Annotated in this window: 25 protein-coding genes and 1 pseudogene; 12 read left to right on the top strand and 14 right to left on the bottom strand. The window is 62.0% G+C overall.

The features are described from left to right. The first annotated feature begins 99 nt into the window (after window positions 1-99). The 3 genes from ACCC96_RS05055 (at window position 100) to ACCC96_RS05045 (ending at window position 3,163) form a co-directional block, all read left to right on the top strand. Complete coding sequence (locus ACCC96_RS05055; RefSeq protein WP_111454181.1) at window positions 100-1,095, top strand: GlxA family transcriptional regulator; 996 nt, start codon at window positions 100-102, stop codon at window positions 1,093-1,095. A 210-nt stretch (window positions 1,096-1,305) separates the two neighbouring features. Next, window positions 1,306-2,415 carry a DUF3182 family protein gene (locus ACCC96_RS05050; protein WP_413695145.1) on the top strand — a complete coding sequence of 370 codons (1,110 nt, stop codon included), beginning with the start codon at window positions 1,306-1,308 and terminating at the stop codon, window positions 2,413-2,415. Further along, entirely contained in the window at window positions 2,405-3,163 is a 759-nt protein-coding gene (locus tag ACCC96_RS05045; protein WP_413695144.1) for an alpha/beta hydrolase family protein, read from the top strand. The genes ACCC96_RS05050 and ACCC96_RS05045 overlap by 11 nt, the downstream gene beginning before the upstream one ends. Window positions 3,164-3,203: 40 nt before the next feature. On the opposite strand, the gene ACCC96_RS05040 is transcribed toward ACCC96_RS05045, so the two are convergent. From ACCC96_RS05040 to ACCC96_RS05015, 6 genes and pseudogenes are all read right to left on the bottom strand, one after another. Then, on the bottom strand, window positions 3,204-4,190 hold the full coding sequence (locus ACCC96_RS05040; protein WP_413695143.1) for a lysylphosphatidylglycerol synthase domain-containing protein: 987 nt from the start codon (window positions 4,188-4,190) through the stop codon (window positions 3,204-3,206). Then, entirely contained in the window at window positions 4,187-5,473 is a 1,287-nt protein-coding gene (clsB, locus tag ACCC96_RS05035) for a cardiolipin synthase ClsB (protein ID WP_413695142.1), read from the bottom strand. The genes ACCC96_RS05040 and clsB overlap by 4 nt, the downstream gene beginning before the upstream one ends. Next, complete coding sequence (locus tag ACCC96_RS05030) at window positions 5,470-6,267, bottom strand: endonuclease/exonuclease/phosphatase family protein (RefSeq protein WP_413695141.1); 798 nt, start codon at window positions 6,265-6,267, stop codon at window positions 5,470-5,472. The genes clsB and ACCC96_RS05030 overlap by 4 nt, the downstream gene beginning before the upstream one ends. An 8-nt stretch (window positions 6,268-6,275) precedes the next feature. Further along, window positions 6,276-6,473, bottom strand: a pseudogene (locus tag ACCC96_RS05025) (DUF72 domain-containing protein); the annotation flags it as partial. A 157-nt stretch (window positions 6,474-6,630) separates the two neighbouring features. Continuing rightward, a complete protein-coding gene (locus ACCC96_RS05020; RefSeq protein ID WP_258671284.1) occupies window positions 6,631-7,842 on the bottom strand; it encodes an MFS transporter in 1,212 nt (403 codons plus the stop codon). A 286-nt stretch (window positions 7,843-8,128) separates the two neighbouring features. Continuing rightward, complete coding sequence (locus tag ACCC96_RS05015) at window positions 8,129-12,469, bottom strand: DEAD/DEAH box helicase (RefSeq protein WP_413695140.1); 4,341 nt, start codon at window positions 12,467-12,469, stop codon at window positions 8,129-8,131. A gap of 225 nt (window positions 12,470-12,694) precedes the next feature. On the opposite strand from ACCC96_RS05015, the gene ACCC96_RS05010 reads away from it, so the two are divergent. Beyond that, window positions 12,695-13,579: a sugar nucleotide-binding protein gene (locus ACCC96_RS05010; protein WP_413695139.1), complete on the top strand. Its 885-nt coding sequence runs from the start codon at window positions 12,695-12,697 to the stop codon at window positions 13,577-13,579. Further along, window positions 13,572-14,501, top strand: a complete 930-nt coding sequence (locus tag ACCC96_RS05005) for an NAD-dependent epimerase/dehydratase family protein (RefSeq protein ID WP_413695138.1) — start codon at window positions 13,572-13,574, stop codon at window positions 14,499-14,501. The genes ACCC96_RS05010 and ACCC96_RS05005 overlap by 8 nt, the downstream gene beginning before the upstream one ends. A 198-nt stretch (window positions 14,502-14,699) precedes the next feature. Here ACCC96_RS05005 and ACCC96_RS05000 read toward each other — a convergent pair whose 3' ends face one another. The 5 genes from ACCC96_RS05000 to ACCC96_RS04980 form a co-directional block, all read right to left on the bottom strand. After that, window positions 14,700-15,398, bottom strand: a complete 699-nt coding sequence (locus ACCC96_RS05000; RefSeq protein WP_413695137.1) for an OmpW/AlkL family protein — start codon at window positions 15,396-15,398, stop codon at window positions 14,700-14,702. A gap of 210 nt (window positions 15,399-15,608) precedes the next feature. Then, the gene (locus ACCC96_RS04995) at window positions 15,609-16,127 is read right to left on the bottom strand and encodes a DUF3299 domain-containing protein (RefSeq protein WP_018925681.1); all 519 of its coding nucleotides are present in this window, start codon (window positions 16,125-16,127) and stop codon (window positions 15,609-15,611) included. Window positions 16,128-16,138: 11 nt separating this feature from the next. Next, window positions 16,139-17,404, bottom strand: a complete 1,266-nt coding sequence (locus ACCC96_RS04990) for an ABC transporter permease (RefSeq protein ID WP_007933653.1) — start codon at window positions 17,402-17,404, stop codon at window positions 16,139-16,141. 1 nt (window position 17,405) lies between these two features. Continuing rightward, the gene (locus ACCC96_RS04985) at window positions 17,406-18,116 is read right to left on the bottom strand and encodes an ABC transporter ATP-binding protein (protein WP_413695136.1); all 711 of its coding nucleotides are present in this window, start codon (window positions 18,114-18,116) and stop codon (window positions 17,406-17,408) included. Between the two features lie 30 nt (window positions 18,117-18,146). Continuing rightward, window positions 18,147-18,734 carry a DUF2796 domain-containing protein gene (locus ACCC96_RS04980; RefSeq protein ID WP_018925683.1) on the bottom strand — a complete coding sequence of 196 codons (588 nt, stop codon included), beginning with the start codon at window positions 18,732-18,734 and terminating at the stop codon, window positions 18,147-18,149. 135 nt (window positions 18,735-18,869) lie between these two features. Between ACCC96_RS04980 and ACCC96_RS04975 the strand changes: the two genes are divergently transcribed. Continuing rightward, complete coding sequence (locus tag ACCC96_RS04975) at window positions 18,870-19,217, top strand: hypothetical protein (protein WP_413695135.1); 348 nt, start codon at window positions 18,870-18,872, stop codon at window positions 19,215-19,217. Between the two features lie 29 nt (window positions 19,218-19,246). Here the strand turns inward: ACCC96_RS04975 and trxA are convergent, their stop codons facing one another. The 3 genes from trxA to ACCC96_RS04960 all read right to left on the bottom strand — a co-directional run bounded on the left by trxA (window position 19,247) and on the right by ACCC96_RS04960 (window position 21,334). Continuing rightward, window positions 19,247-20,119 (bottom strand): thioredoxin, encoded by an 873-nt coding sequence (gene trxA / locus ACCC96_RS04970; protein ID WP_413695134.1) that lies wholly within the window; start codon window positions 20,117-20,119, stop codon window positions 19,247-19,249. A gap of 97 nt (window positions 20,120-20,216) precedes the next feature. Next, complete coding sequence (locus tag ACCC96_RS04965; protein ID WP_258671276.1) at window positions 20,217-20,873, bottom strand: class I SAM-dependent methyltransferase; 657 nt, start codon at window positions 20,871-20,873, stop codon at window positions 20,217-20,219. Next, window positions 20,870-21,334 (bottom strand): YbaY family lipoprotein, encoded by a 465-nt coding sequence (locus tag ACCC96_RS04960; protein WP_413695133.1) that lies wholly within the window; start codon window positions 21,332-21,334, stop codon window positions 20,870-20,872. Before ACCC96_RS04960 ends, ACCC96_RS04965 begins: the two co-directional genes overlap by 4 nt. A gap of 116 nt (window positions 21,335-21,450) precedes the next feature. On the opposite strand from ACCC96_RS04960, the gene nrdR reads away from it, so the two are divergent. The 6 genes from nrdR to nusB all read left to right on the top strand — a co-directional run bounded on the left by nrdR (window position 21,451) and on the right by nusB (window position 25,928). Then, the gene (gene nrdR / locus ACCC96_RS04955; RefSeq protein ID WP_007906838.1) at window positions 21,451-21,915 is read left to right on the top strand and encodes a transcriptional regulator NrdR; all 465 of its coding nucleotides are present in this window, start codon (window positions 21,451-21,453) and stop codon (window positions 21,913-21,915) included. Continuing rightward, window positions 21,912-23,045: a bifunctional diaminohydroxyphosphoribosylaminopyrimidine deaminase/5-amino-6-(5-phosphoribosylamino)uracil reductase RibD gene (gene ribD, locus ACCC96_RS04950; RefSeq protein ID WP_413695132.1), complete on the top strand. Its 1,134-nt coding sequence runs from the start codon at window positions 21,912-21,914 to the stop codon at window positions 23,043-23,045. Before nrdR ends, ribD begins: the two co-directional genes overlap by 4 nt. A gap of 44 nt (window positions 23,046-23,089) precedes the next feature. Further along, on the top strand, window positions 23,090-23,755 hold the full coding sequence (locus ACCC96_RS04945) for a riboflavin synthase (protein WP_413695131.1): 666 nt from the start codon (window positions 23,090-23,092) through the stop codon (window positions 23,753-23,755). A gap of 16 nt (window positions 23,756-23,771) precedes the next feature. Next, window positions 23,772-24,863, top strand: a complete 1,092-nt coding sequence (ribBA, locus tag ACCC96_RS04940; RefSeq protein WP_413695130.1) for a bifunctional 3,4-dihydroxy-2-butanone-4-phosphate synthase/GTP cyclohydrolase II — start codon at window positions 23,772-23,774, stop codon at window positions 24,861-24,863. 91 nt (window positions 24,864-24,954) lie between these two features. Further along, a complete protein-coding gene (gene ribE / locus ACCC96_RS04935) occupies window positions 24,955-25,431 on the top strand; it encodes a 6,7-dimethyl-8-ribityllumazine synthase (protein ID WP_003228649.1) in 477 nt (158 codons plus the stop codon). After that, entirely contained in the window at window positions 25,428-25,928 is a 501-nt protein-coding gene (gene nusB, locus ACCC96_RS04930; protein WP_007933632.1) for a transcription antitermination factor NusB, read from the top strand. Before ribE ends, nusB begins: the two co-directional genes overlap by 4 nt. Window positions 25,929-25,949 lie beyond the last annotated feature (21 nt).

Genomic DNA, 25,949 nt, shown 5'->3' with positions numbered 1-25,949 from the left:
GTGTTTCCTCGAAGTGCTTGTTGGGTGTGATTCAAGTATCAGGTTCTGCAGGCCGTCCGAGGATTGGCCGCACCGACAATAGAAGGGGGAAAACTGACAATGGGCGTAGAAAGGGCAGTCGTCGAATTGGGCGTGCTGATCTATCCCGGCGCGCAGATGGCGGCGGTGCATGGGCTGACGGATCTGTTCGGGGTGGCCAACCGGATTGCCGCCGAGTATCAGACGGCGCAGTTGCCGTTGTTGCGGGTCAGTCATTGGCGGGTCGAGGGCGATCAGGTGCCAGAGCGGGTCTATGACAGTCAACCCGGCCCGGCCGAAGCGTTGGTCGCGGTGTTGATCCCGCCGTCGATTGGCGGCTTTTCCGCGGGCCAGGCATCGCAAGGGCTGATCCGCTGGATTCGTCAGCAACACGCCAGTGGTGCGACGTTGGGCGGGGTTTGCGTGGGGTCGATCCTGTTGGCTGAAAGCGGCCTGCTCGACGGCCGTAGCGCCACCACTCATTGGACCTCGGCCAAAGCCTTCGCCGAGCGTTACCCGGCGATCAAGCTCAAGGCTGACACGCCCATCGTCGATGACGGCGATCTGATTACCACCGCCGGGCTGATGGCCTGGTCAGAGCTGGGGTTACGGCTGGTGAACCGCTTGCTGGGGCCGAGCATTGCCACTAGCACGGCACGCTTTCTGGTGGTGGAGCACAGCGACAGCGCGAGCGAATGCGGCAGTAATTTTTCACCGATTCTCAGCCATGGCGATGCCTCGATTCTCAAGGTCCAGCATTGGCTGCAAAGCACCGGGGCGGTCGATGTCTCGCTGGCGGCAATGGCCGAACGGGCGGGGCTGGAAGAGCGCACCTTCCTGCGGCGATTCCGCGCGGCGACCGGGTTGAAACCCACCGAGTACTGCCAGCACCTGCGCGTCGGCAAAGCGCGCGAGATGCTCGAATTCACCAACGGCACCATTGATCACATTGCCTGGACCGTGGGTTATCAGGACCCGAGTGCGTTTCGTGCGACGTTCAAAAAGATTACCGGGCTGGCGCCGAGTGATTACCGGACGCGGTTTGGCGTGACGCCGCCAGCTGTTGTGGCCCGGTAGCCAGAGCACGTCAGATCAAGAAAATGTGGGAGGTTTGAGTCGTGCAAAATGCCGGAGTCCTGAAGGGCGTCGTGCAGAATCAAACAGGCGTAATGCCATTACTGTCTGGGCAACCGGCTGATTTAACAGTCGTTCTTCATCAGCCGCCATTGGCCTGATCCCTGCACCCCTCCAGCTACATTTATCCAACGCAGATTGAAGGGGGGACGCATGACCCCAACAAATCGCAAGAAACTGGTACTCGCCCATTCGGTACGGCCCGATGCCCCGCTGCACGAAGTTGAAACCAATCGGGCGCTGGCTCGTTGGCTGGCGCAGATCGTCGGGCTCGAATACGGCGGCAGTTACGACCCGCAACTGCACAGCGGTCGTGACCGCTATCTGTTGCCGACCCAGACGCTGGTGGGCGCCGCTACCGCCCGGAAGCTGGGCGTCAAAGGGCCGGAGGATTTGTGGGGCGGTTACGTCGACCACGATTTCATCTGCACCAAAGCCATCAGTCATGGGCTGTTGAACCGCGATGCGTTCGCGCCCGAAGGCTGGGCAACGTTGTTTTGCGAACGGGTGCGCAGCGTCGTGCTCGATGGCCTCAGCGTGTTCTCCCTGGACGATGCGCGCCCGGCGGCGGAGCACCTGCTCTACAGCGGCCCGATCCGCATCAAGCCTATTCACGCCTGCGCCGGACGCGGTCAGGAAGTGATCAAAAGTCTTGACCAGTTCGACGCCATCCTCGCTCGCCCCGATGCCAAGGCACTGTTCACCGAAGGCGTTGTGCTGGAGCAGGATTTGACCGAGGTGATCACCCATAGCGTCGGCCAAAGCTTCATCGGCGACACAGTGCTGAGTTATTGCGGTGATCAATACTTGACCGAAGACGCTCAGGGCGAGCAGGTTTATGGAGGGTCCAACCTGTTGGTGGTGCAGGGTTATTACGAGGACCTGCTGGCGCTGGAACTGCCGGATGACGTGAGGCTGGCGATCCAGCAGGCACAGGTATTCGACAGTGCGGCGGATGAAGCCTACCCCGGTTTCTATGCTTCGCGGCGCAACTACGACATCGCCCAGGGGCTGGATTGCAACGGCCGACAACGCAGCGGCGTGCTCGAACAATCCTGGCGCCTGGGCGGTGCCAGCAGCGCCGAGGTCGCTGCGTTGCAGAGCTTTGTCAACGACCCCGGCCTGCGTGCGATTCGCGTGTCGTCGGTCGAAACCTATAGCGATCAAACGCTGCCGGCGAACGCTATCGAGGTGTACCGCGGGCCGGCGGAGCGCAGTGATTTTCTTCTCAAGTACGTAACGGTCAAATCCTATGACGGCTAGAAGCGAAACCATTCAGATCGACATCGACGATGAACAGATGAGCGGGACCTTCCTCAGCCCCAAATCGAAAGTCCCGGGGGTGCTTTTCGTCCACGGCTGGGGCGGTAGCCAGGAGCGCGACCTGGATCGCGCCAAAGGCATTGCCGGGTTGGGTTGTGTGTGCCTGACGTTCGACTTGCGTGGCCATACCGGCGGGACCGGCATTCCGTTGTCCAGGGTCACCCGCGAAGACAACCTGCGCGACCTGCTGGCAGCCTACGACCGCTTGCTCGCCCACCCGGCGCTCGACACCTCTGCGATCGCGGTGGTCGGCACCAGTTATGGCGGTTATCTGGCGGCGATCCTGACGACATTGCGCCCTGTGCGCTGGTTGGCGTTGCGGGCGCCGGCGCTGTATCGCGATGACTTGTGGCACACACCCAAGCGTGACCTGGACAAGGCCGACTTGCACGATTACCGCGGCACACGGGTGCGCGCCGACAGCAATCGCGCGCTGCATGCCTGCTCGCAATTTACCGGGGATGTGTTGCTGGTGGAGTCCGAAACTGACGCCTATGTACCCCACGCGACGATCATGAGTTACCGCGCCGCGTGTCAGCAGACTCACTCGCTGACTCACCGGATCATCGATGGTGCGGATCACGCCTTGAGCGACCCGGTTTCGCAACAGGCGTACACCTCGATTCTGGTGGATTGGATCACCGAGATGGTGGTGGGTGAGCGGTTGAGCATCATTCAATCGAGTTGAGAGATGCGGTGGTTTTGCGATCATTCGTGGATGCGACCGCTCACCGAGGTTTCTTCGAGATCCGCAACGACTTGGCCTTGGCTTCCACCACCAGATACATCAACACCGTTATCAACAGCGGCAGAATGAAATAGATCGCCCGATAAGCGATCAACCCCGCCACCAGGCTGCCCCGCGATACTTCGTGCTGCAGCAGCACCACGAACACCGCCTCCAACACACCGAGCCCGGCCGGGATATGGGTGATGACCCCGGCAACGGCGCTGATCAGCAACACACCAAGCACCAGCGGATAATCCAGTTTGCTCGGCAGCAACGTGAAGATCACCGCCGCCATCAACGCCCAGTTCAGTGCGCCGAGGGCCAGTTGCAGGATTGCCATGCGTAGCGACGGCAGAATGATTTCCACGCCGCGAACCGACCATTTCCGGCGCCTGGAATACCGGCAGGCTGCCAGATATCCGGTGCTCAACAGCAGCAACAAAATCCCCACGTCTTGCAGTGCATTGCTGCTCACTTTCCAGCCCGGCGGCATTCGCATCAGGCCGCTGCTGAACACCGCGCCGGCAATTACCATGTAGCCGAACCAGTTGGTCGCCAGGCTCAGCCCGAGGATTTTTGCGATGTTGCCTTTGCTCACGCCGAGCCGCGAATACAGCCGATAACGCATGGCGACGCCGCCGACCCAGGCGCTCAGGTTGAGGTTGAAGGCATAGCTGATGATCCCCACCGGGAGGATCTGCCGCCAAGTCAGGTTCTGCCGGATGTAGGTGCGCCCGATCAGATCGAAACAGGCATAGACCAGAAAGCTTGCCAGGGTCACACCTGACGCAATGATCAACGTGCGTACTTTGAAATCAGCCAGGGTATCGAACACTTCGTTCCATTCGATGCGCTGGGCGAGCATCGTGAACAATACGATCAGCGCCAGGAAAAACAGCATCGTCAGCGGCCTTTTCCAGCGGTGCCAGTGGTGTTTGCCCGGCGTGTCGGAGTGCGGCGCAGGCTGCGCTTGGGAATGGCTCATGCCTTGGCGCTCCCGGTCGGATGAGTAAAGGGTTTCAGGCGCGGTTTATGCGCCGGCAACCAACCGGCCCACGCCGGGAAATGCCGCAGGATGTGGAACACCAGAAAGCCGATGGTCATGTGCCAGATCCGCCCGCGAGGCGCCGTGTCCACCGACATGACCTTGCAGTGGTTGCTGCTCAGATCATCGAGACGCTGGAACAGGTCGTGATTGAAGGCACGGTCGCGGATCAGCACGTTGGCTTCCAGGTTCAGGGACAGGCTCAGTGGGTCGAGGTTGCTTGAGCCGACAGTGCTCCAGTCCTCGTCGACCAGAGCGACTTTGCCATGCAGGGGGCGGTCGCAATATTCGTAGATCAACACCCCGGCCCGCAGCAGGTAGTCGTAGGTCATGCGCGCGGCGAGTCTGGCCACCCGCAGGTCCGGTTGCCCCTGAAGAATCAGGCGCACCTCGACCCCCCTGCGTGCCGCATTGCGGATCTCGTGCAGCAGCCGATAACCGGGGAAGAAGTAGGCATTGGCGATCACCACGCGACGCCGGGCACTGCGCAGCACCTGTAAATACACCTCTTCGATATCTTTTGGGTGTTCTGCGTTGTCGCGATACACCAGTCGCACCTGACCGTCATGATCGTCGACCGCCAGTTCAGCATGCCGCTGCCGGCGGCGTTGCCACCAGTATTTGGCTCGGGCCGGGCGACCGCCTTGCAGCAAGGCGAAATGATGAATATCGGCCACCGCCGGGCCTTGCACTTCAACCGAGTAATCCTGTTTGGCCTCGGGGCCGAAGTCGGCCAGATGGTCGGCGGAAAAATTGATTCCGCCGAGGAACGCAATCGCGCCGTCGACCACCACAATCTTGCGGTGCAGGCGGCGGAACCAGTTGGTACGGATGCCCAGATGACGCGGGGCGGGATCGAATATTTGCAGGCGTACCCCTGCAATGCTCAGGGCAGCGAGGAACTCCGTGCTCAGTTCGCCACAGCCGAATCCATCGAGACTGACAGTAATACGCACGCCGCGTTGCGCCGCTTCAATCAGGATCTGTTGAAGCTCATTGCCGACCTTGTCCTCGAACACAATGAAGGTTTCCAGCAGGATTTCCCTCTGGGCCTGGCGCAGCACTTCAAACACCCGTGGAAAGTACGCCTCACCGTTTTCCAGCAACTCGACCCGATTGTTTCCGTGCCAGCCGTATTCAACATCAGTCACCGCAGGCTCGCGCACGGGGGGAGGTGGGGAGACGTGTTCGACCGTGGTTTTTTCCATCGGCGGGCTGCTCATAACTCGATCTCCACCGACAGGGGCGCATGGTCGGAAAGGTGTGACCAGGGGCGTGCCGCCAGTACTTGCGGATGGCTGGCCTTGAGATTGCGCAGGTAAATACGGTCCAGGCGTAACGCCGGCAAACGCGCGGGGAAACTGCGCGCCGGTTTGCCATGCTGCTCGACAAAGACCTCACGCAAACCGCAAGGCTTGAGCAACGCATCGGCGCGCAGGCGCCAGTCGTTGAAGTCGCCGGCGACGACCACCGGGGCATCTTGCGGTAACTCTTCCAGGCGTCGGATCAGCAGCTTGAGCTGTGCCGTCCGGTGGCTTTCGCGCAACCCCAGATGGACGCAAATGGCATGCACTTCCCGACCATCGCCGGGCATGCGCAACACGCAATGCAGGATTCCACGGTTTTCATGGCCGCTGATGGACACGTCGAGATTGTCATGGCGAATGATCTGGAATTTCGACAACAGTGCATTGCCGTGATCGCCCGCCGGGTAGACCGCGTTGCGCCCGTAGGCGAATTGCGGCCACAGGCTATCGGCAAGGAATTCGTACTGGGGCATCGCCGGCCAATTGTTGTAGCGCTGGGGGTGCTGTTCGTGGGTGCCGTGGACCTCCTGCAAAAACACCACATCGGCGGACACACTGCGCACCGCATCGCGCAACTCGGGCAGGATGAAGCGCCGATTGAGTGCGGTGAACCCCTTGTGGGTGTTGACCGTCAGCACGGTGAAGCGGCTCACGGCATTGATGATGGGTTGCTGTTCATCCGTCCCACCGACCGGTTCGGGAGTGCTCATGGCAGCGCTCCTTCGGCAACCGGTTCGCACCACAGGGCATAACGTTCGGGCCGTTGCAGGGTGTAGAGCGATCCATCGATTTCGATGCTGTTGACTGCCCGTGACGCGAATTGCAATTCGCGTTTGTGGGTCAGCCCCTTCGGGTAGAAGCCTCCCCGCCAGGGCGTGTAGCGCCAGCCTGAAATGCCGATATGAATCGCCGCCATGTCGCCTCCCATCCTCGGACAGCCCTGTCTTTTGATGACTGCCAGGCATGCGAGAAAGTTTCGACGGGGCTACGGACGGTAAAAGCAAAAGATCGCAGCCTTCGGCAGCTTCCCACAGGCGCGCAGGAGTTGCCGAAGGCTACGATCTTTTGATCTATCAGTGCCCGGCGACGATCCGGGCCGAACCTTCAGCCGGCTCGGCATACACCGGGCCCAATCGATCGAGACGACCACTCCAGGCGGTCAGTGCCAATGCCACCAGCACCACCAGGCCACCGATCCACGCGGTATGGATCAGGCCCATATGCGCCACGATCAAGCCACCACCCCACGCACCACCGGCAATGCCGAGGTTGAACGCCGCAATGTTCAGGCCCGACGCCACGTCCACCGCATGCGGGGTGTGATGTTCGGCCTGACGCACCACATACACCTGCAGCCCCGGCACGTTACCGAACGCCACTGCACCCCAGACCAGCACAGTGGCCAGGGCCAGCCATGGATTGGCGGCGGTGAAGGTCAGTGCGAACAGTACGGCGGCGAGCAGGGCGAAGATGATTTTCAGGGCGCCGATCGGGCCGCGTTTATCCGCCAGCTTGCCGCCCCAGATGTTGCCGACGGCCACCGAGATGCCGTACACCAGCAGCACCAGGCTGACGGTGCTGGCGCTGAAGCCCGCAATGTCCTGAAGAATCGGCGCCAGAAAGGTGAAGGCGATGAACGAGCCGCCGTAGCCGACCGCCGTCATGGCATACACCAACAACAGGCGCGGTTGTTTCAGTACCTGCAACTGCTGCAACAGCGAAGCCGGTTTGCTGTGGGCGATGTTCTTCGGTACGTAGAGCAGGCTGCCGATGAAGGCGATCACACCCAGTGCAGACACCGCGAGGAAGGTTTCACGCCAGCCGAAATGCTGACCGATAAACGTCCCCAGTGGCACGCCAGTGACCAGCGCCACAGTCAGGCCGGTGAACATGATGGCAATCGCGCTGGCGGCTTTTTCCTTAGGCACCAGGCTGGTGGCGATGATCGAGCCAATTGAGAAAAACACCCCGTGGGCCAGGCCGGTGACGATCCGCGCAATGATCAGCGACTCGTAGCTGGGCGCTTTCCAGGCCAACAAGTTGCCGAGGGTGAACAGCACCATCAGCGACAACAGCAGCAATTTACGCGGGACTTTGCCGGTGAGGGCGGTCAGCACCGGCGCGCCGATGGCCACCCCGAGCGCATACAGACTGACCAGCAGACCGGCGGACGGCAGGCTGACGCCGAGGTCGGCGCCGATGGTGGGTAACAGGCCAACGATGACGAACTCCGTCGTCCCGATGGCGAAAGCGCTGAGGGTCAGCGCCAGCAAGGCAATGGGCATGGCTGCAACTCCGGTGGATTGATTGATGGAGCGCAGTGTCGGGGTTTGGGGCGTGCGGAAAAATACAGGGATGGGCATTTGATATTTGCGTGCAGGTCAAATATCTCACGGCTGGTATTAAACCTTGTGGCGAGGGAGCTTGTCGGATCGCCGCACCGTCCCGCTCGGCTGCGGAGCAGTCGTGAAACCACACAGCGTGGTGCATTCGGGAGAAATGGGTTTGCAGGTTTTGGGGGCGCTTCGCACCCCAGCGGGAGCAAGCTCCCTCGCCACAGGAGATTGAATCCTACAAGGGGGAGTGGCGGATCAGTGTGTTGCGTACTTCTGTAGTCGATTGCTGATCCAGCTCCAGCCAGAACTGCTGCTTGCCGGCGATCTCGGCGGCAGCCGGCAAGCCGTCGCGATACACCAGTCGATTGCTCGCCAGCGCCGGCACTTTCACGCCCGGCAACAGGGTGCCGGCGAGGTTCAGCGGATCCACCCCGCACACCGCAATCAAACTACCGTCATGGGGGCGCCGCCTGACTTCGCGCAGCAACGGGATCGCCTCGGGCAGGGCAAACTGTTCGCCGGCCAAACCACTGACAAACCGCCCGCCACGAATCTCGCCCCGGGCCTCCAACCGATGGAACGTGCGCAGCAATTCCCGCCAACTCGGCAGCCAATCCGCCTCACGCTCCAGCAAGCGCCAGAACACCACGCCATAACGGCGCAGCAAGGTCATGGCGATGTGTTCCAGGGTTTCTGTGGGCGTGGATGTCGGGCGTTGTTTATCCACAACCGGCTTATCCACAACCGGCGCGGCAGTACCACGGCGCAGCAACGCCCAGCGCCCGGCGTCGTCCATCCCGCCGACAAACGCGCCGCGCCCGCGTCGACTGCTGCGATTCTGGCGTTTGCTGGCCGGGGTGATCAGCGCCCGCAACCCGGCGAAACTGTCGGCGTTTACCAGTCCGGCGCCGACCAGTTCCTGCAAGGCGATTTCCAGTTCCGAGCGCAGCAGATGGGCCTCGTGCATCAGCTCATCGAAAAACAGTGCGCCGTGCTGGCTGAGTGCTGCATGGACCTTTTGTGTTTTTGGCGACAGCTCGTTGACCGGTGTCTGCTCGGTCAAGCTGCTCCACAACCCGACCTGACTACGCGGCAGCAACAGAATCGGCGTGCTGCGCAATGCCGTGCCGGCGCTCTTGTTGCGCGCGGTCAGGCGGGTCCAGACCAGTTTGCCGCTGCGGCATAACTCATCCAGCCAGCTCGCCGAATAGTCTTTGAGCCGCGCCGGCAGAATGTCGCTGTCCCATGCCGAAGCGGCGGCGGGGTAGCCTTCGAACTGGCTGATGATCGCCGGCAACACTGCGCTGCCCTGGCCTCGGCTCAGGGTGGAAAGATGCTGCCAGTCGAACAGAAAACGCATGAAGTCCTGCAACGCCACCGGCTCGATTTCCCGCCGCAGCCGTTTGACCGTGTAGCGATGAATCCGCGCCAGCAGATGTCGTTCGCACCATTCCTCTTCGCGGGCGTCCGGGCTGAACTGCCCGCGCAGCACGTAACCTTCACGTTCCAGTTGGGCCAGGGCCTGAGTGACTTGAAGCGCCGGTAGACCAAGTGGTTCGGCAATCGCTTTCAGCGGCAATGGACCAAACGCACTGAGCCGCGCGCGGACCACTTCCAGCACCGCTTCGTCCGGCTCCCAGATTTCATTGAAACCGGGCAACGCCTCCAACGACGGAAACAACGTGGCCTGTGGATAAATCGCCCGCAGGCAGGTCAGTCGCTCCAGTGGCAGCCACAGCGATTGCTTGGCGTTAATCTGCAAACGGCTGGCGCGGCCACTCTCGGCCAGGGTGTTCAGCCATTCGAGCCAATTGGGGGTGGCCCGGGCCTCGGCGTCGGTGATGCACGCCAGGCTCATCAAGGCCTCATGCATTTCATCGAGGCCGGTTGGCGTTGGCCAGGCTTCGTCGCGCACGGCGGCAATCGCGTCGGCGTCCAGCGCACCGAGGTCGTCGGTGGACTGCGGATCGCTCCAGCGGCGGTTGAGTACCGCCTGAGTGCGGCGTTCTTCCAGCGGCGCGTCGTCGAGGAAGGTGTAGGGGCGGGCACTGAGGATTTCCGCCGCCAGTGGCGAAGGCGCCGGCAGGTCGCGGCTGATCAGGCGGATATCGCCCCGTTCCATGCGCCGCAATAATGCCAGCCAGCCTTCGCTGTCCATGGCCTCGTGCAGGCAATCGTCGAGGGTTTGTTCCACCAGCGGATGGTCGGGAATCTCGCGCTCGCCGGCGAGGTTTTCCACGCAGGCGATCTGATCGGGAAACACGCTGGCGATCAGGTCTTCGCTTTTCATCCGCTGGATCTGCGGCGGCACTTTGCGGCCGCCGCTGTAGCGTGGCAGCGCCAGGGCGACCCCGGCATTCCAGCGCCAGCGCACGCCGAACAGCGGGGCCTCGAGCACCGCTTGAGTCAGGATATGTTCGGCGCTGTTGCTGTGCAGGTAGCGCCAGACGTCGTCCAGCTCGAAGCTGTGGCTGGTGGACAGCGACAACACGATGGCGTCCTCGCTGGCGGCGGCCTGCAATTCGAAGTTGAAGGTGCGGCAGAAACGCTTGCGCAGGGCCAGGCCCCAGGCGCGGTTGATGCGGCTGCCGAACGGTGAGTGGATGATCAGCTGCGTACCGCCTGACTCGTCGAAAAAACGCTCCATCACCAGTGTGTCCTGGGACGGCAAGGCGCCGAGGGTCAGGCGGGCCCGGGCCAGGTAGTCGACCAGTTGCTCGGCGCTGGCGAGGTTCAAGCCGAGGGTGTCGGTCAGCCAGTCGAGCGCCGGTTGCAGATTGCCGGGTGTGGCGGCGAGCAGTTCATCGAGTTGCGCTTGCAGGCGGGCCACGGCTAACGACAGTTCATTGCTGCGACCGGGTGCTTCCCCGAGCCAGAACGGAATGGTCGGCGGCTGGCCCTGAGCATCTTCGACCCGGACCCTGCCGGTTTCGACCCGCAGGATTCGATATGAGGTATTGCCCAGCTGAAAGATATCCCCGGCGATGCTTTCCACCGCGAAGTCTTCGTTGACGCTGCCGATGTTCAGCCCCTGAGGCTCCAGCAACACGCTGTAGTCGGCGTTGTCGGGAATCGTCCCGCCGCTGGTCACGGCGGTCAGCTTGGCGCCCCGACGGCCGCGCAAGGTGCGGCTTACGGCGTCCCGGTGCAGATACGCGCTACGCATGCCCTGGCGACCGTTGTAGCCCTCGGCGAGCATGTGCAGCAGCGCCTGATATTGTTTTTCGTCGAGCTTGGCGTAAGGCGAGGCTTTACGCAGCATCTCCAGCAACGCCTGCTCGTGCCATTCCTGGCAACTGACCTCGGCGATGATCTGCTGGGCCAGCACATCCAGCGGCGCTTCGGGGATCAGCAAGGTGTCGAGTTCGCCACGGCGCACGCAATCGAGCAAAGCGGCGCATTCGATCAGGTCGTCGCGGGTGGTGGCGAACAATCGGCCCTTGGGTGTGCCGCCGACCTGATGCCCGGAGCGGCCGACCCGTTGCAGAAAACCGGCAATCGAGCGTGGCGAAGCGATCTGGCACACCAGGTCGACGTCGCCGATATCAATCCCCAGTTCCAGCGAGGCGGTGGCGATCAGCACTTGCAGCTCGCCGCGCTTGAGCCGTTGCTCGGCGTCCAGGCGAAACTCCTTGGCCAGGCTGCCATGGTGGGCGGCCACCGCGTCTTTGCCGAGGCGTTCACTCAAGTGTCGGCTCAGGCGTTCGGCCAAGCGCCGGGTGTTGACGAAAATCAGCGTGGTCCGGTGATCGCGGGCGAGGGCGGCGAGGCGGTCATAGACCAGCTCCCACACGTCGTTGGCCATCACCGCCGACAGCGGCACGGGCGGCACTTCGATATCGAGATCCCGTGGGCGGGCATGGCCGATGTCGATGATTTCGCAGTCGCGATCACCGCCAACCAAAAAACGCGATACCGCCTTGATGGGTTTTTGCGTGGCGGACAGGCCGATCCGCACCAACGGTTGCGGGCAAAGCGCTTGCAGGCGCTCCAGGCTCAGGGCCAGGTGACTGCCGCGTTTGCTGGCGGCGATGGCGTGGATTTCGTCGACGATCACCGTTTGCGTGGTGCCGAGCATTTTCCGGCCGGAGTCGGAGCCGAGCAGCACGTATAGGGATTCCGGAGTGGTCACCAGAATGTGCGGCGCGGTTTTGCGCATGGCCGAGCGGTCTTTTTGCGGCGTATCGCCGGTGCGCACGGCAGTGCTGATCGGCACGTCGGGCAGGCCCATCAGGCGTAACTGCTCGGTGATGCCGGCCAGCGGGTTTTGCAGGTTGATCCGGATGTCGTTGGACAGGGCCTTGAGCGGCGAAACGTAGACCACCAGGGTTTCGTCCGGCAGGCCATCCGGGTTTTCCAGGCCGCGATGGACCAGATCGTCGAGCACGGCCAGAAACGCGGCGAGGGTTTTGCCGGAGCCGGTGGGCGCGGCAATCAGCGTTGAACGGCGCTGGCGGATCAACGGCCACGCCCGGGCCTGGGCGGCGGTGGCCGTCGCGAAGGTGTTGCTGAACCAGGCGCTGACGGCGGGGTGGAAACCGTTCAGCGCGCTGTCTGCGGGGATGGGCAGGTTCATGAGCCAATTTATGCGGGTGGGGGCTGGAAGTTGCAAGTACCGCTCAGGCTCTGTGTTGATCCTGAGGCCAGTAGCCGCACCACAAATCCTCGGGAACTACACTTTACGGGTGACGGTTGCGCACTAAACCCGCAAAATGCAACGATTCCGGCAATTATTGAGGACATCGCCTGCGGGCGCTGTCGATAAAGCCATCGTTCCAATCAGACTGGGCCTGCTGACTCTATGCGAATGCGCCTTATGTTACTGGGCGGCGGAAATGCCCTTGGGCAGGCGCTGATTCGCCTCGGTGCGGAGGAAGACATCGGTTTCCTCGCCCCCCGCCCACCACAAGACGGCTGGGACGCCGCGAGCCTGACGCAACTGCTCGACGATACCCGTCCGGATGCGTTGATCAATCTCGCCTACTATTTCGACTGGTTCCAGGCGGAGACCGTCAGCGAGCAGCGTCTGGCCGGGCAGGAGCGCGCCATCGAGCGTCTGGCCGAGCTGTGCCAGCATCACAACATCGTGCTGCTGCAACCGTCGAGTTATCGCGTGTTCGATGGCTCCCGGGCGACTGCCTACAGCGAAAAAGACGAACCGGTACCGTTGGGCTTGCGCGGTCAGGCCTTGTGGCGCATCGAGCAAAGCGTGCGCGCCACCTGTCCACAGCACGTGTTGCTGCGTTTTGGCTGGCTGCTCGATGACAGCCCCGAGGGCACCCTCGGGCGATTCCTCACCCGGGCCGAGAAAGCGGAAGAGCTGCTGATGGCGGATGATCGTCGCGGTAATCCGACGCCGGTGGACGATGCAGCCCGGGTGATCATCTCGGTGCTCAAGCAACTCGATTGCGCGGCGCCGCTGTGGGGCACTTACCACTACGCCGGGCATGAGGCGACCACGCCGCTGGCACTGGGGCAGGCGATTCTCACTGAAGCACGCGCCCTGCACCCGCTGGCCATCGAAGCGCCGACTGCCCAGGCTCACGCCGCGCGGCCCGACGCTGCCGAAGAACCGCAACACGCGGTGCTGGCCTGCAAGAAAATTCTGCACACTTTCGGGATCAAACCCCGCGCCTGGCGCGCGGCACTCCCGGGCTTACTGGATAGGTTTTATCGCCATGGCTGACGGCCCTGTTTTAATCACCGGCGGCGCCGGTTTCATCGGTTCGCACCTGACCGATGCCTTGCTCGCCAAAGGGCATTCGGTGCGAATTCTCGATGACTTGTCCACCGGCAAACGCAGCAACCTGCCGATGGACAATCCCCTTGTCGAACTGATCGAAGGCGATGTCGCTGATGCCGCCCTGGTGGCACAGGCGATGCTCGGTTGCAGCGCGGTGGCGCATCTGGCCGCGGTGGCTTCGGTGCAGGCTTCGGTGGATGACCCGGTGAAAACTCACCAGAGCAACTTCATCGGCTCGCTGAACGTCTGCGAAGCCATGCGTCAGGCCGGTGTCAAACGCGTGTTGTACGCGTCCAGCGCAGCGGTCTATGGCAACAACGGTGAAGGCGAGTCGATCGATGAAGACACGCCCAAGGCACCGTTGACGCCGTATGCGGCGGACAAGTTGGCGAGCGAGCATTACTTCGATTTCTATCGCCGCCAGCATGGTCTGGAACCGGTGATTTTCCGCTTCTTCAACATCTTCGGCCCGCGCCAGGATCCGTCCTCGCCGTACTCCGGGGTGATCAGCATTTTCAGCGAGCGCGCGCAGAAAGGCCTGCCGATCACCGTGTTCGGTGATGGCGAGCAGACTCGGGATTTTGTCTACGTCGAGGACCTGGTGGACGTGCTGGTGCAAGCCATCGAGAAACCGCAGGTTGAGGTCGGCGCGGTGAATGTCGGCTGGAATCAGGCGACGACTCTCAAGCAGATGCTTGAAGCCCTTGAAGCCGTGGTCGGCAAGCTGCCGCCCGTTAGCTACGGCCCGGCGCGTTCCGGTGACATCCGCCATTCACGAGCGAATAACCGGCGTTTGCTGGAGCGGTTCACCTACCCGGAGCAGACGCCGATGAGCGTTGGCCTGGCGCGGTTGTTGGGGCACTGAGGTTTTACACAGTCATGAAGAAGGCGCCTTGGACGGCGCCTTTTTTGTATGTCGAAAATTGCTTCTGTGGCCGATGCAATACCTGTGGCGAGGGAGCTTGCTCCCGTTCGACTGCGCAGCAGTCGCCATCAATCTTGGGTCTGCTTCGCAGCCCAGCGGGAGCAAGCTCCCTCGCCACAAAAGCTGATCACATGTTGCTTAGAACTTGTAACCCAGACCGACCATGTAGATGAACGGATCGACGTCCACGTTCACCCGTGCGCGGGTGCCCGGGGCCACGGCGTTGTTCTCGACGGTGGCACGGGTGTCGATGTCGATGTAGCGCACCTGGGCGTTGATCATCACGTTGTCAGTCAGCATGTAGTCGGCGCCGACCTGCCAGGCCAGGCCCCAGGAATTATTCGCCTTGAAGTTGCTGAAGCCATTGGCGCTGGCTTCGCTGCCGACGTGCTCGTCGTAGATCCAGGTGTAGTTGATCCCGCCGCCGATATACGGCTGGAATGCGGACTTGGAATCCAGTGGGTAGTAGACCAGGCTCAGGGTCGGCGGCAGGTGTTTCAGGGTGCCGAGTTTGCCGTTGGCGGCGCCGAGCGCGGTGCCTTTGAGTTTCACGTCATGCTCGAACGGCGAGGCCGCCAGCAGTTCGATCCCCAGGTTGTTGGTGATCATGTAGGCGAAGTTCAGACCCAGTTGCGTGTCGCTGCTCATGGTGGCCTTGCCACCCAGATCGGCGCCCTTCAGCGGGCCTTGATCGACCTTGACGCTGGAGCTGTCGGCCGTCGGATTCACGGTGATCGCACCGGCTCGAACGATGATGTCGCCGGCGGTGTGGGCATGGGCGAGCGGGGCTGTGAGCGCGAGGGCAAGCAGCGAAGCGCTGAGCAGGGACTTGTGCATGGGGGCTCCAAAGGACGTTAAAAATGTTTGATGTCCAATGGTAGGGATCCAACTGATACGGTCTTTTGACTCAGCTCAACGAAACAGTGATGGCCCTAAAAGATCGCAGCCTTCGGCAGCTCCTGCATTGACCGAGTGAAAAACTGATCCTGTAGGAGCTGCCGAAGGCTGCGATCCTGGCGATTTCAACGATACGAATGACTGGAGGATTCACTCCGGCAGTTCATACACATAAATCTTCTGCGCCTCCATCTGATACCCGGCATCCGCCAGTTCGCTGGTGGACGCCTTGACCTGCAACGCACCTTCGACCCAGTACGGCTGATACAGCTCATCGAGCTTCACGCCGACTTCGCTTTTGACATGCACGATCTGGTTCGACGGCGGCGGCGGTACGTGGATGCAGGCGCCGAAATATGGCACCAGCAGAAACTCCGTGGTGCGGCCTTCTTCACTGACTTCCAGTGGCACGATGTACCCCGGTAAACGAATGTTCTGGCCATCGAGACTCTTCACTACCGGCGCGTTCGGCATGTCTTGTTTGGCTGCCGGCGCCGACTCCGCGGACAACGCGTCGCTCATCTTCGACAGGTCGTGCAGCGGCGTCATGTTCGGCACTTCCGGCGGGGCATCCGGCGGGATCATTTCCGACCAGGTCAGGTCTTTCGGCTCGGCCGCCCACAGCGGCAGAGCAACCAGCATCAACAGTGCAAGCAGAGCGCGGGGCATGTTCAACGTCCTCACAGGCGGATCGACAGGCCATCGGCCAAGGATTGGCGATAGGCGCGCCAGGCCGGCACGCTGCCCATCAGCAGCGCGGCGATCAGGATGCCACCGAGCAGCGTCCATTCATATTCGCTTGGCCAGGCCAGCGGCAGGTACAAACCGTAATTCGACTGCACGTAACCCTGCGCCACGGCGATGCCGACATACAGCAGCGCCACGCCGGCAATCACTCCCGACAGCGCCAGGGCAAACGCTTCCAGCACCAGTAAAGTCGCGATATGCCATGGCCGCGCGCCCACCGAACGCAGAATCGCCATCTCGCGGCGGCGCTCGTTGAGGCTGGTGAGAATCGCCGTGAGCATGCCGATCAACCCGGTCAGCACCACGAACAGCGAGACGACGAACAAGGCTTTTTCCGCCGTGCTCATCAAGCTCCACAGCTCCTGCAACGCCACACCCGGCAGGATCGCGAGCATCGGTTCGCCACGGAATTCGTTGATTTCACGTTGCAGTGCGAAGGTCGAGATCTTGTTGTTGAGGCCGAGCATGAACGCGGTGATCGCTTGCGGCGTCAGGTCCATGTTGCGCGCCTGATCGGCACTGACCCGACCGTTACCACGCGCCGGCACGCCGTTGTGCCAGTCGATGTGGATCGCTTCCATGCCGCCGAGGCTGATGTGCAGCGTGCGGTCCACCGGGGTGCCGGTGCGTTTGAGGATGCCGACCACGGTGAACGGCTTGTCGTCGTGCTTGACCAGGCTGATCGCTGCCACGCCATGGGCCAGCACCAGTTTGTCGCCGAGTTTGTAGTGCAGCGCGTCGGCCACTTCGGCGCCGAGCACCACTTCGAACGGATCGCTGGCGAAGGCACGGCCGTCGGCCAGTTCCAGATGCTGTTGATGGCCGTACTGGTAATGCTCGAAGTACGCCTCAGTGGTGCCCATCACCCGATAACCACGATGGGAATCGCCGAGGGACATCGGGATCGCCCACTTCACTTTCGGGTTGTTGGCGAACTGCTCGAAGCTGTCCCAGCGGATGTTGTTGGTGGCGTTGCCGATGCGGAATACCGAATACAGCAGCAGGTTCACAGAGCCGGAACGCGCGCCGACGATCAGGTCGGTGCCGCTGATGGTGCTGGCGAAACTGGCCTTGGCCTCGGTGCGCACCCGCTCCACCGCCAGCAGCAGGCAGACCGACAGGGCGATGGCGAACGCGGTGAGGATCGCGGTGAAGCGACGGTTAGCGAGGCTGGCCATGGCTAGACGAAACAAATACATCTCAAACCTCGGACAGGGTGGCGGCGCGATTGAGATCGGCCAGCGACAGGTGGCGATCGAACAGCGGCGCGAGGCTCTGATCGTGACTGACGAACAGCAGACTCGAGCCGGCTTCGCGGCATTCGGCGAACAGCAGGCGAATGAAGTTTTCGCGAGCGTCGTAATCCAGTGCCGAGGTCGGTTCGTCGGCGATCACCAGTTCCGGCTGACCGATCAGCGCACGCGCGGCAGCGACTCGTTGCTGCTGGCCGATGGACAGCGAATCGGCACGACGGCCCAGAATGTTTTCGTCCTTCAGGCCCAGATGGGCGAGCAGGGTGGCGGCGGCCTGATCGACGCTGCCGTGGCGCTGTTTCGCCCGCTCGGCGCGCAATTTCGAGAAGTGACAGGGCAGTTCGACGTTCTCCCGCACCGACAGAAACGGCAGCAAGTTGAACTGCTGGAAGATGTAGCCGGTGTGATCGACCCGGAAGTGGTCGCGAGCCCCGGCAGACAGTTCGGTCAATTCCTGGCCGAGCAACCGGATGCTGCCGCAATCGGGCTTTTGCACACCGCCGAGCAAGCCGAGCAGGGTGGTCTTGCCGCTGCCGCTGGGGCCTTTGAGGAACAGGGTTTCACCAGGCTCCAGGCGAAACGCCGGGATGTCCAGCAGCGGCGGGTGACCGGGCCAGCTGAAGCCCAGGTCGGACAGTTCGATGAGTGCTTGGGTCATGGCGCCGATTTCATGGGGATTGGTGTCGGATCAGAATTTCAGGGCGGCGGTTTTGGCCGTCACTTCAACCCCTTGCTGTCCGCTCGGGCTGATCAGTTGTACCTGAATCTTCTGGGTAGCCGGGAACGTGTTGAAGACAGTCGCCAGGTCCAGGGTCTTCAGCGCGCCCGGGGCCGAGCAGCTGAATTGGTAACGGGCGTGGATTTCGCTGTGGTCATGTTGATGCTCGTGACCGTCCTTGGCTTCTTCATGCTCATCGTCGGCATCCGGTTTGTCACCGAACAACGGGCTTTCCAGCTCCTGGGTCGCGACCACGCAACCGGCGGCTTTCGGCAGGTTGAACAGTGTCAGTGGTTTTTCCAGTTGGGCACGGACGGCGGCGACTTTGGCCTTGTCGGCGTCGGTGGTGGCGGCGTGTTCGAAGCCCACGAGGTTCATTGCCGGGCTTTCCAGTTCCAGCTCCAGGGTCTGGCCGTCCAGCGCCGCATTCAAACGACCGACGCCGTGTTCGTGGGCGCCGAGGCTGCCGTGCTCATGGTCGTGATCTTGCTCGACAGCCGCGTGGGCGACAGCCAGCGGCAACAAGGCAAACGGCAAAGCGAGCAGCAGACGGCGCATGGCGGGTCTCCGAAAAGTAAAATGAAAAATTTGTTATGTAATCTTATAACGAAAGTGCCGAGAGTTTGACCGTCTGCTTGGCGTTGTGCAAGACCCATGGGAGCATGCGAGTCAGGTATGTGCTGGAGCAGACTTATGTTGCGAATACGCGGAAGCATCGGCGACTGGCCGGTGGATTTGACCCTTGAGCTGGATGAGGGCGACTGGGCGCAGCTCGGTGCGCAGTTGCAGGCAGCCAAACCCGAGGCGAGTGTGACCCCCTCCAAACCGGTGAATCAGGACGAGGCGCTGTGGCAGATCGCCAAAGAATTGCTGCGCAAGGCCGGGCAATTGAGCGGGCCGGATTTGCTGGAGCAACTGGAAGGGCTGACCGGCAGTGCAGCGGCGGGCAAGCGCTTGTTGGTGCGCTTGCGCCACTGCGCAGATGTCAAAGTGGTGAGCGGCGGGGATACACCGCTTTATAGCTGGCGCGAGCCAGCGTAGGAGCTGCCGCAGGCGGCGATCTTTTGATTTTAATAGAGCGCGGCAAACAGCTTGCGACGGTATGTGGTCACCAGCGGGTGATCGTTGCCCAGCAGCTCGAACACTTGCAGCAAAGTCTTGTGCGGCAAGCCTTCGTTATAGCTGCGGTTGCGGATGAACAGTTTCAGCAAGGCATCCAGCGCCGCGTCGTATTGCTGACGGGCCAGTTGCTGGATCGCCAGTTGATAGACCGCCTCATCGTCCTGCGGGTTTTTCGCCAGACGTGCTTTCAGGTCTGCCGCATCCGGCAAATCCCTGGCCTGACCGAGAAACTGGATCTGCGCCTTGGCGCCGGCCAGTGCGGCCTTGTGCTCATCGGTCTTGACCGCGTCGAGCACGACTTGCGCTTCACCCAGTTCACCGCGCTCGGTGAGGCAGCGGGCGTAGAGGATCAGGGCCTTGGCATTGGTGTTGTCTTCAGTCAGCAAGACTTTGAGCGTGGCTTCGGCGTCGGCGAAACGGCCGTCATCGAACAACGCCTGAGCCTGTTCGAATGGATCGGCGGCGGCTGGAGGCGGCATTTGCACATGAGGCTCGAGCATCGTGCGCACAGCGGATTCCGGTTGCGCACCGGCAAAACCGTCCACCGGTTGACCGTCCTTGAACAGCACCACGGTCGGCAGGCTGCGAATGCCGAAACGCGCAACAATGTCTTGCTCGATGTCGCAGTTGACCTTGGCCAGCAGCAACTCACCCTGATAGCTCTCGGCGATGGTTTGCAGCATCGGCATCAAGGCCTTGCACGGCGCACACCATTCGGCCCAGAAATCCACCAGTACCGGTTTGTGGAAAGAGTTCTCGATCACCGACTGGTCGAAATCGGCAGTCGTGGCGTCGAAGATGTACGGCGTTTCCTGACTCATGGGGGATCTCGTAAAAGCGTGGATGAGGCCACTATAAGGCTTGGTGGGGGGCGGCTGAAAGCGGGGGTGATCCAACTCTTGCCCGTGAAGCTTTTTGCTAACCGCGCCGCGCGTGGTAAAGGCTCACATGCCGAAACTCTTCGGGCTCGGCCAGGTCCGGCAAGGTCATCGCCTCCAGCATCTCGATGCGCCGATACAGCGGATGGCGAAAATCCCGCACCCGTGAATCCGCCACCAACGCTTCCCGGCCACGGCTGAGAAACTCGTTGAGTAGCGGCAGATTTTCCCGGTCGTACAACACGTCGGCCACCAGAATCAGATCAAATCGATCCGCTTCGGCGAAAAAATCCGTCGAGTAGCGCAGCTGCACATCATTGAGTTCGGCATTCGCCCGACACGCGGCAATCGCCAGCGGGTCCAGGTCACAGGCCACCACTTCCAGCGCCCCGGCCTTCACTGCCGCAATCGCGGCCACCCCGGAACCGGCGCCGAAATCCAGCACCCGTTTGCCTTCGACCCAGTGCGGGTGTTCGGCGAGATAGCGGGCCACGGCCAACCCACTGGCCCAACAGAAACTCCAGTACGGCGGCTCGTGGAGAATCCGCCGGGTTTCTTCGGGGCTGAAGGCGCGGTCCATGTTGTCGCCGTCGATCAGCCAGAGTTTCAGCTCGGTGCCCGGTAACTCACAGGCTACAAGCTGTGCATCACCAAGCAGTTCACCCAACGCCTGTTGCAGGTCGAGCGGTGCAATCATGGCGCTTTGACGAATTGCAACTGACCCAGGGCCTGGGTCGTCGGCTGGGTGATGAGTTGCGCCGGCAGATGCAGAATCAACTGCCCGGACTGGCTGGCGCGGCCGCGCAGTTCAACGCGAGCGCCAACCGGGAAGGATTCAGGGTTGAAACGCAGGCGAAACGGCAACACCTGATTGGTGCCGATCAGGTTGGCGCTGGCAAGCAATTGTTGCGGGCGATCCTTTTCGTCGATCACCAGCAGCGCCAGTTCGACTTCGGCGTCGGCCGGCACGCCCAGCAGGGTGCCACTGATTTCACGTTGGTAAGCCGGCAGCGGGCCGAGCTCGGCAGACGCCTTGGCCTTCTTCTGCGCCTGTTGCGGCGCCGGGCCGGGCGTCGGTGGCTGGGGCTTGGGTGCATCGCTGCCACAGGCCACCAGCAGGCTGAAAAGACTGAGCAAAACGAGCGGTCGTAACGACATTGGCGGCTCCGGCAAGGTGAAAACATTATAGCCCGTCTGTATACCGCAAACCCTATGGCTTGTCTTGCCACGGGGATGCGCTACCATGGCCCTCCCATTTTTTGTTGCCTGCCACCATGCACTGTCCCTTCTGCGGTGCCAACGACACCAAGGTCATCGACTCGCGTCTGGTCGCCGAGGGCGAACAGGTGCGCCGCCGGCGTGAATGCCTGGCCTGCGGCGAACGCTTCACGACGTTCGAAACCGCTGAACTGGTGTTGCCGCGCCTGATCAAAACCGACGGCAGTCGCCAGCCGTTCGACGAAGAAAAACTTCGTGCCGGCATGCAGCGAGCGCTGGAGAAGCGCCCGGTGAGTGTCGAGCGCCTGGAATCGTCGCTGGTGCACATCAAACACAAGCTGCGCGCCACCGGCGAACGCGAGGTCAAATCCCTCGTGGTCGGCGAACTGGTGATGGCCGAGCTGAAAAAGCTTGATGAAGTCGCCTATATCCGCTTCGCTTCGGTGTATCGACGCTTCCAGGACCTCAACGAGTTCCGTGAAGAGATTGATCGCCTCGCCCGTGAACCGGTGAAAGAATGACCACCTCCCCGGAACAAGCCATCCTCGACGCCCATTACATGGCCCGTGCCCTGGAACTGGCGCGCAAAGGTCATTACACGACGCACCCCAACCCGCGGGTCGGCTGCGTGGTGGTGCGTGACGGGCAGGTTGTCGGCGAAGGCTGGCATGTGCGCGCCGGTGAGCCCCATGCCGAAGTCCACGCCTTGCGTGCCGCCGGTGACAAGGCGCGAGGCGCCACGGCTTACGTGACCCTGGAACCGTGCAGCCACCACGGCCGTACGCCGCCCTGCGCCGATGCGCTGGTGAATGCCGGTGTGGCGCGTGTCGTTGCGGCGATGCAGGACCCGAACCCGGAAGTTGCCGGTCGCGGTCTGCAACGTCTGGCCCAGGCGGGTATCGCCACCGAAAGCGGCGTGCTGGAAGGCGAGGCGCGCAAGCTCAATGAAGGCTTCCTCAAACGCATGGAACACGGCTTGCCGTTCGTGCGGGTCAAGTTGGCCATGAGTCTCGACGGTCGCACAGCGATGGAAAGCGGCGAGAGCCAATGGATTACCGGCCCGGCGGCGCGTTCGGCGGTACAACGGCTGCGCGCTCAGGCCAGCGTGGTGCTGACCGGCGCCGACACGGTGCTGGCGGACAATGCCCGCTTGACCGTGCGAGCCGATGAATTGGGCCTCGATCCCGAACAAACGGCCTTGGTCATGAGCCGTCCGCCACTGCGCGTGCTGATCGACGGTCGCCTGCGGGTGCCGCTGGACGCGCCGTTCTTCAAGGCCGGCCCGGCATTGGTCGCGACGTGCATGGCGATCGAAGAGCAATACGCCAACGGTCCGGAATGCCTGATCGTGGCGGGCGACGATGGCCAGGTCGACTTGCGCAAGTTGCTGGTTGAGCTGGCTGCCCGTGATGTCAACGAGGTGCTGGTCGAGGCTGGCCCACGTCTGGCCGGGGCGTTTGCTCAGCAAGGGTTGGTGGACGAGTTCCAGATTTTCATTGCCGGCAAGTTTCTCGGCTCCACGGCGCGACCGTTGCTGGACTGGCCGCTGGCGCAGATGAAAGATGCGCCCGAGCTCAAAATTACCGAAATCCGCGCGGTTGGCGATGACTGGCGAGTCATTGCCATACCTGTCCCAACGGTCAGCGTATAATTCCCGGCTGCAGCCCAGAAGGCCCTGTTCTCGAGGAGGACTCCATGTTTACCGGCATCATCGAATCCATCGGCAGTATTCGTGCATTGACCCCAAAAGGCGGAGATGTGCGGGTTTACGTAGAAACCGGCAAGCTCGACCTGAGCGACGTCAAACTGGGCGACAGCATTGCCGTCAACGGCGTGTGCCTGACGGCGGTTGAACTGCCGGGCAATGGCTTTGCGGCGGACGTCAGTCGCGAAACCCTCGACTGCACTGCCATGAATGACCTCAAGAGCGGCAGCCCAGTGAATCTGGAAAAAGCCCTGACCCCGACCACCCGCCTCGGTGGGCACTTGGTCAGCGGTCACGTCGACGGTGTCGGCGAAGTGGTCTCGCGCACCGACAATGCCCGCGCCGTGGAATTTCGCATCCGTGCGCCGAAAGAACTGGCCAAGTACATCGCCCATAAAGGTTCGATCACCGTCGACGGCACCAGCCTGACGGTGAACGCGGTCGATGGCGCCGAATTCCTGCTGACAATCATTCCGCACACCCTGAGCGAAACCATCATGGCTGCTTACAAGCCTGGTCGCCGGGTGAACCTGGAGGTCGATCTGCTGGCTCGTTATCTGGAGCGCCTGCTGCTGGGCGACAAGGCTGCTGAGCCAACTGCCGGCAGCGCTATTACTGAAAGCTTTCTGGCCCAAAACGGCTACCTCAAATCCTGACTCAAGGGGGTGCCTTGTGGCGCTCAATAGCATCGAAGAACTGGTTGAAGACATCCGCCAAGGCAAGATGGTCATCCTCATGGATGACGAAGACCGCGAGAACGAAGGCGACCTGATCATGGCCGCCGAGTGCTGCAAGGCTGAACACATCAACTTCATGGCCAAGCACGCCCGTGGCCTGATCTGCATGCCGATGAGCCGCGAGCGCTGCGAACTGCTCAGGCTGCCGTTGATGGCGCCACGCAACGGTTCCGGTTTCGGCACCAAGTTCACCGTGTCCATCGAAGCCGCCGAAGGCGTGACCACCGGTATCTCCGCGGCCGACCGTGCGCGCACAGTGCAAGCCGCTGCCGCCAAAGACGCCAAGGCCGAAGACATCGTCAGCCCCGGCCACATCTTCCCGCTGATGGCCCAGGCCGGCGGCACCCTGGCCCGTGCCGGTCACACCGAAGCAGCCTGCGATCTGGCGCGCATGGCCGGTTTTGAGCCGAGCGGTGTGATCTGCGAAGTGATGAACGACGACGGCACCATGTCCCGTCGCGCCGAACTCGAAGCATTTGCCGCCGAGCACAACATCAAGATCGGCACCATTGCCGACCTGATCCACTACCGGATGATCCACGAACGTACCGTTCAGCGGATTGCCGAGCAGCCGCTGGACAGCGAACTGGGCCAGTTCAACCTGGTGACCTATCGTGATTCGGTGGAAGGCGACGTGCACATGGCCCTGACCCTGGGCACCGTGTGCGCCGAAGAGCCGACCCTGGTTCGGGTGCACAACATGGACCCGTTGCGTGATCTGCTGATGGTCAAGCAACCAGGCCGTTGGAGCCTGCGCGCCGCCATGGCCGCGGTTGCCGAGGCTGGCAGCGGTGTGGTGCTGTTGCTCGGTCACCCGCTCGATGGCGACGTGTTGCTGGCGCACATCCGCGAAACCGCCGACCACCTGGCGGTGAAAAAGCCGACCACCTACAGCACTGTGGGTGCCGGTTCGCAGATCCTTCGGGACCTGGGCGTGCGTAAAATGCGCCTGATGTCTGCGCCGATGAAATTTAATGCGATATCCGGTTTCGATCTGGAAGTTGTAGAATACGTGCCCTCCGAATAATGACCGGTTGTTTCCAGTCCTTGATTCGCGGCTAACACATCACTGAGGGACGCGTAGAAAACGCGTCCCGGCTCTTTAAGAGATCTAACGAATGACCCTGAAGACCATCGAAGGTACCTTCATCGCCCCTAAAGGCCGCTACGCTCTGGTAGTGGGCCGTTTCAACAGCTTCGTGGTTGAAAGCCTGGTCAGCGGTGCAGTTGATGCCCTGGTTCGCCATGGCGTGAGCGAAAGCGACATCACCATCATCCGTGCGCCTGGCGCCTTCGAAATCCCGCTGGTTGCGCAGAAAGTCGCTCAGAAGGGCGAGTTCGCGGCAATCATCGCCCTGGGCGCGGTCATTCGTGGCGGTACTCCGCACTTCGAATACGTGGCTGGCGAATGCACCAAGGGCCTGGCCCAGGTGTCCATGGAGTTCGGCGTACCGGTCGCTTTCGGCGTACTGACCGTTGATTCCATCGAACAAGCCATCGAACGTTCCGGCACCAAGGCCGGTAACAAAGGTGCTGAAGCTGCCCTGTCCGCTCTGGAAATGGTCAGCCTGCTGGCGCAGTTGGAGGCCAAGTGATTAGCGACGATAGCGATCGTTTCAACCCGCGCGATCCAAAGCCTGCGGATGCCGGCAAGCCATCGAAAAGCGCCAAGCGTCGCGAAGCCCGTCAGCTCGCGACTCAGGCGCTGTACCAATGGCACATGGCCAAGCAGTCGCTGAACGAGATCGAAGCGCAGTTCCGGGTCGATAACGATTTCACCGATGTCGATGGCGCGTACTTCCGCGAAATCCTGCACGGGGTTCCGCAGTTCAAGACCGAGATCGACACCGCGCTCAAGCCTTGCCTGGACTTGACCATCGAAGAGCTGGACCCGGTTGAACTGGCCGTTCTGCGCCTGTCCACCTGGGAGCTGCTCAAGCGCGTCGACGTGCCGTACCGCGTTGTGATCAACGAAGGTATCGAACTGGCCAAGGTCTTCGGTTCCACCGACGGTCACAAGTTCGTCAACGGTGTGCTCGACAAGCTGGCCCCGCGTCTGCGTGAAGCTGAAGTGAAGGCGTTCAAGCGCTGATCGGCGCTTGAACTGCCATTG

The organism is Pseudomonas sp. Pseusp11 (assembly GCF_047304405.1).
Classification (GTDB): domain Bacteria; phylum Pseudomonadota; class Gammaproteobacteria; order Pseudomonadales; family Pseudomonadaceae; genus Aquipseudomonas.
Note: the sequence above shows the minus strand (reverse complement) of the source record. Positions and strands in the feature narration are given on the sequence as shown.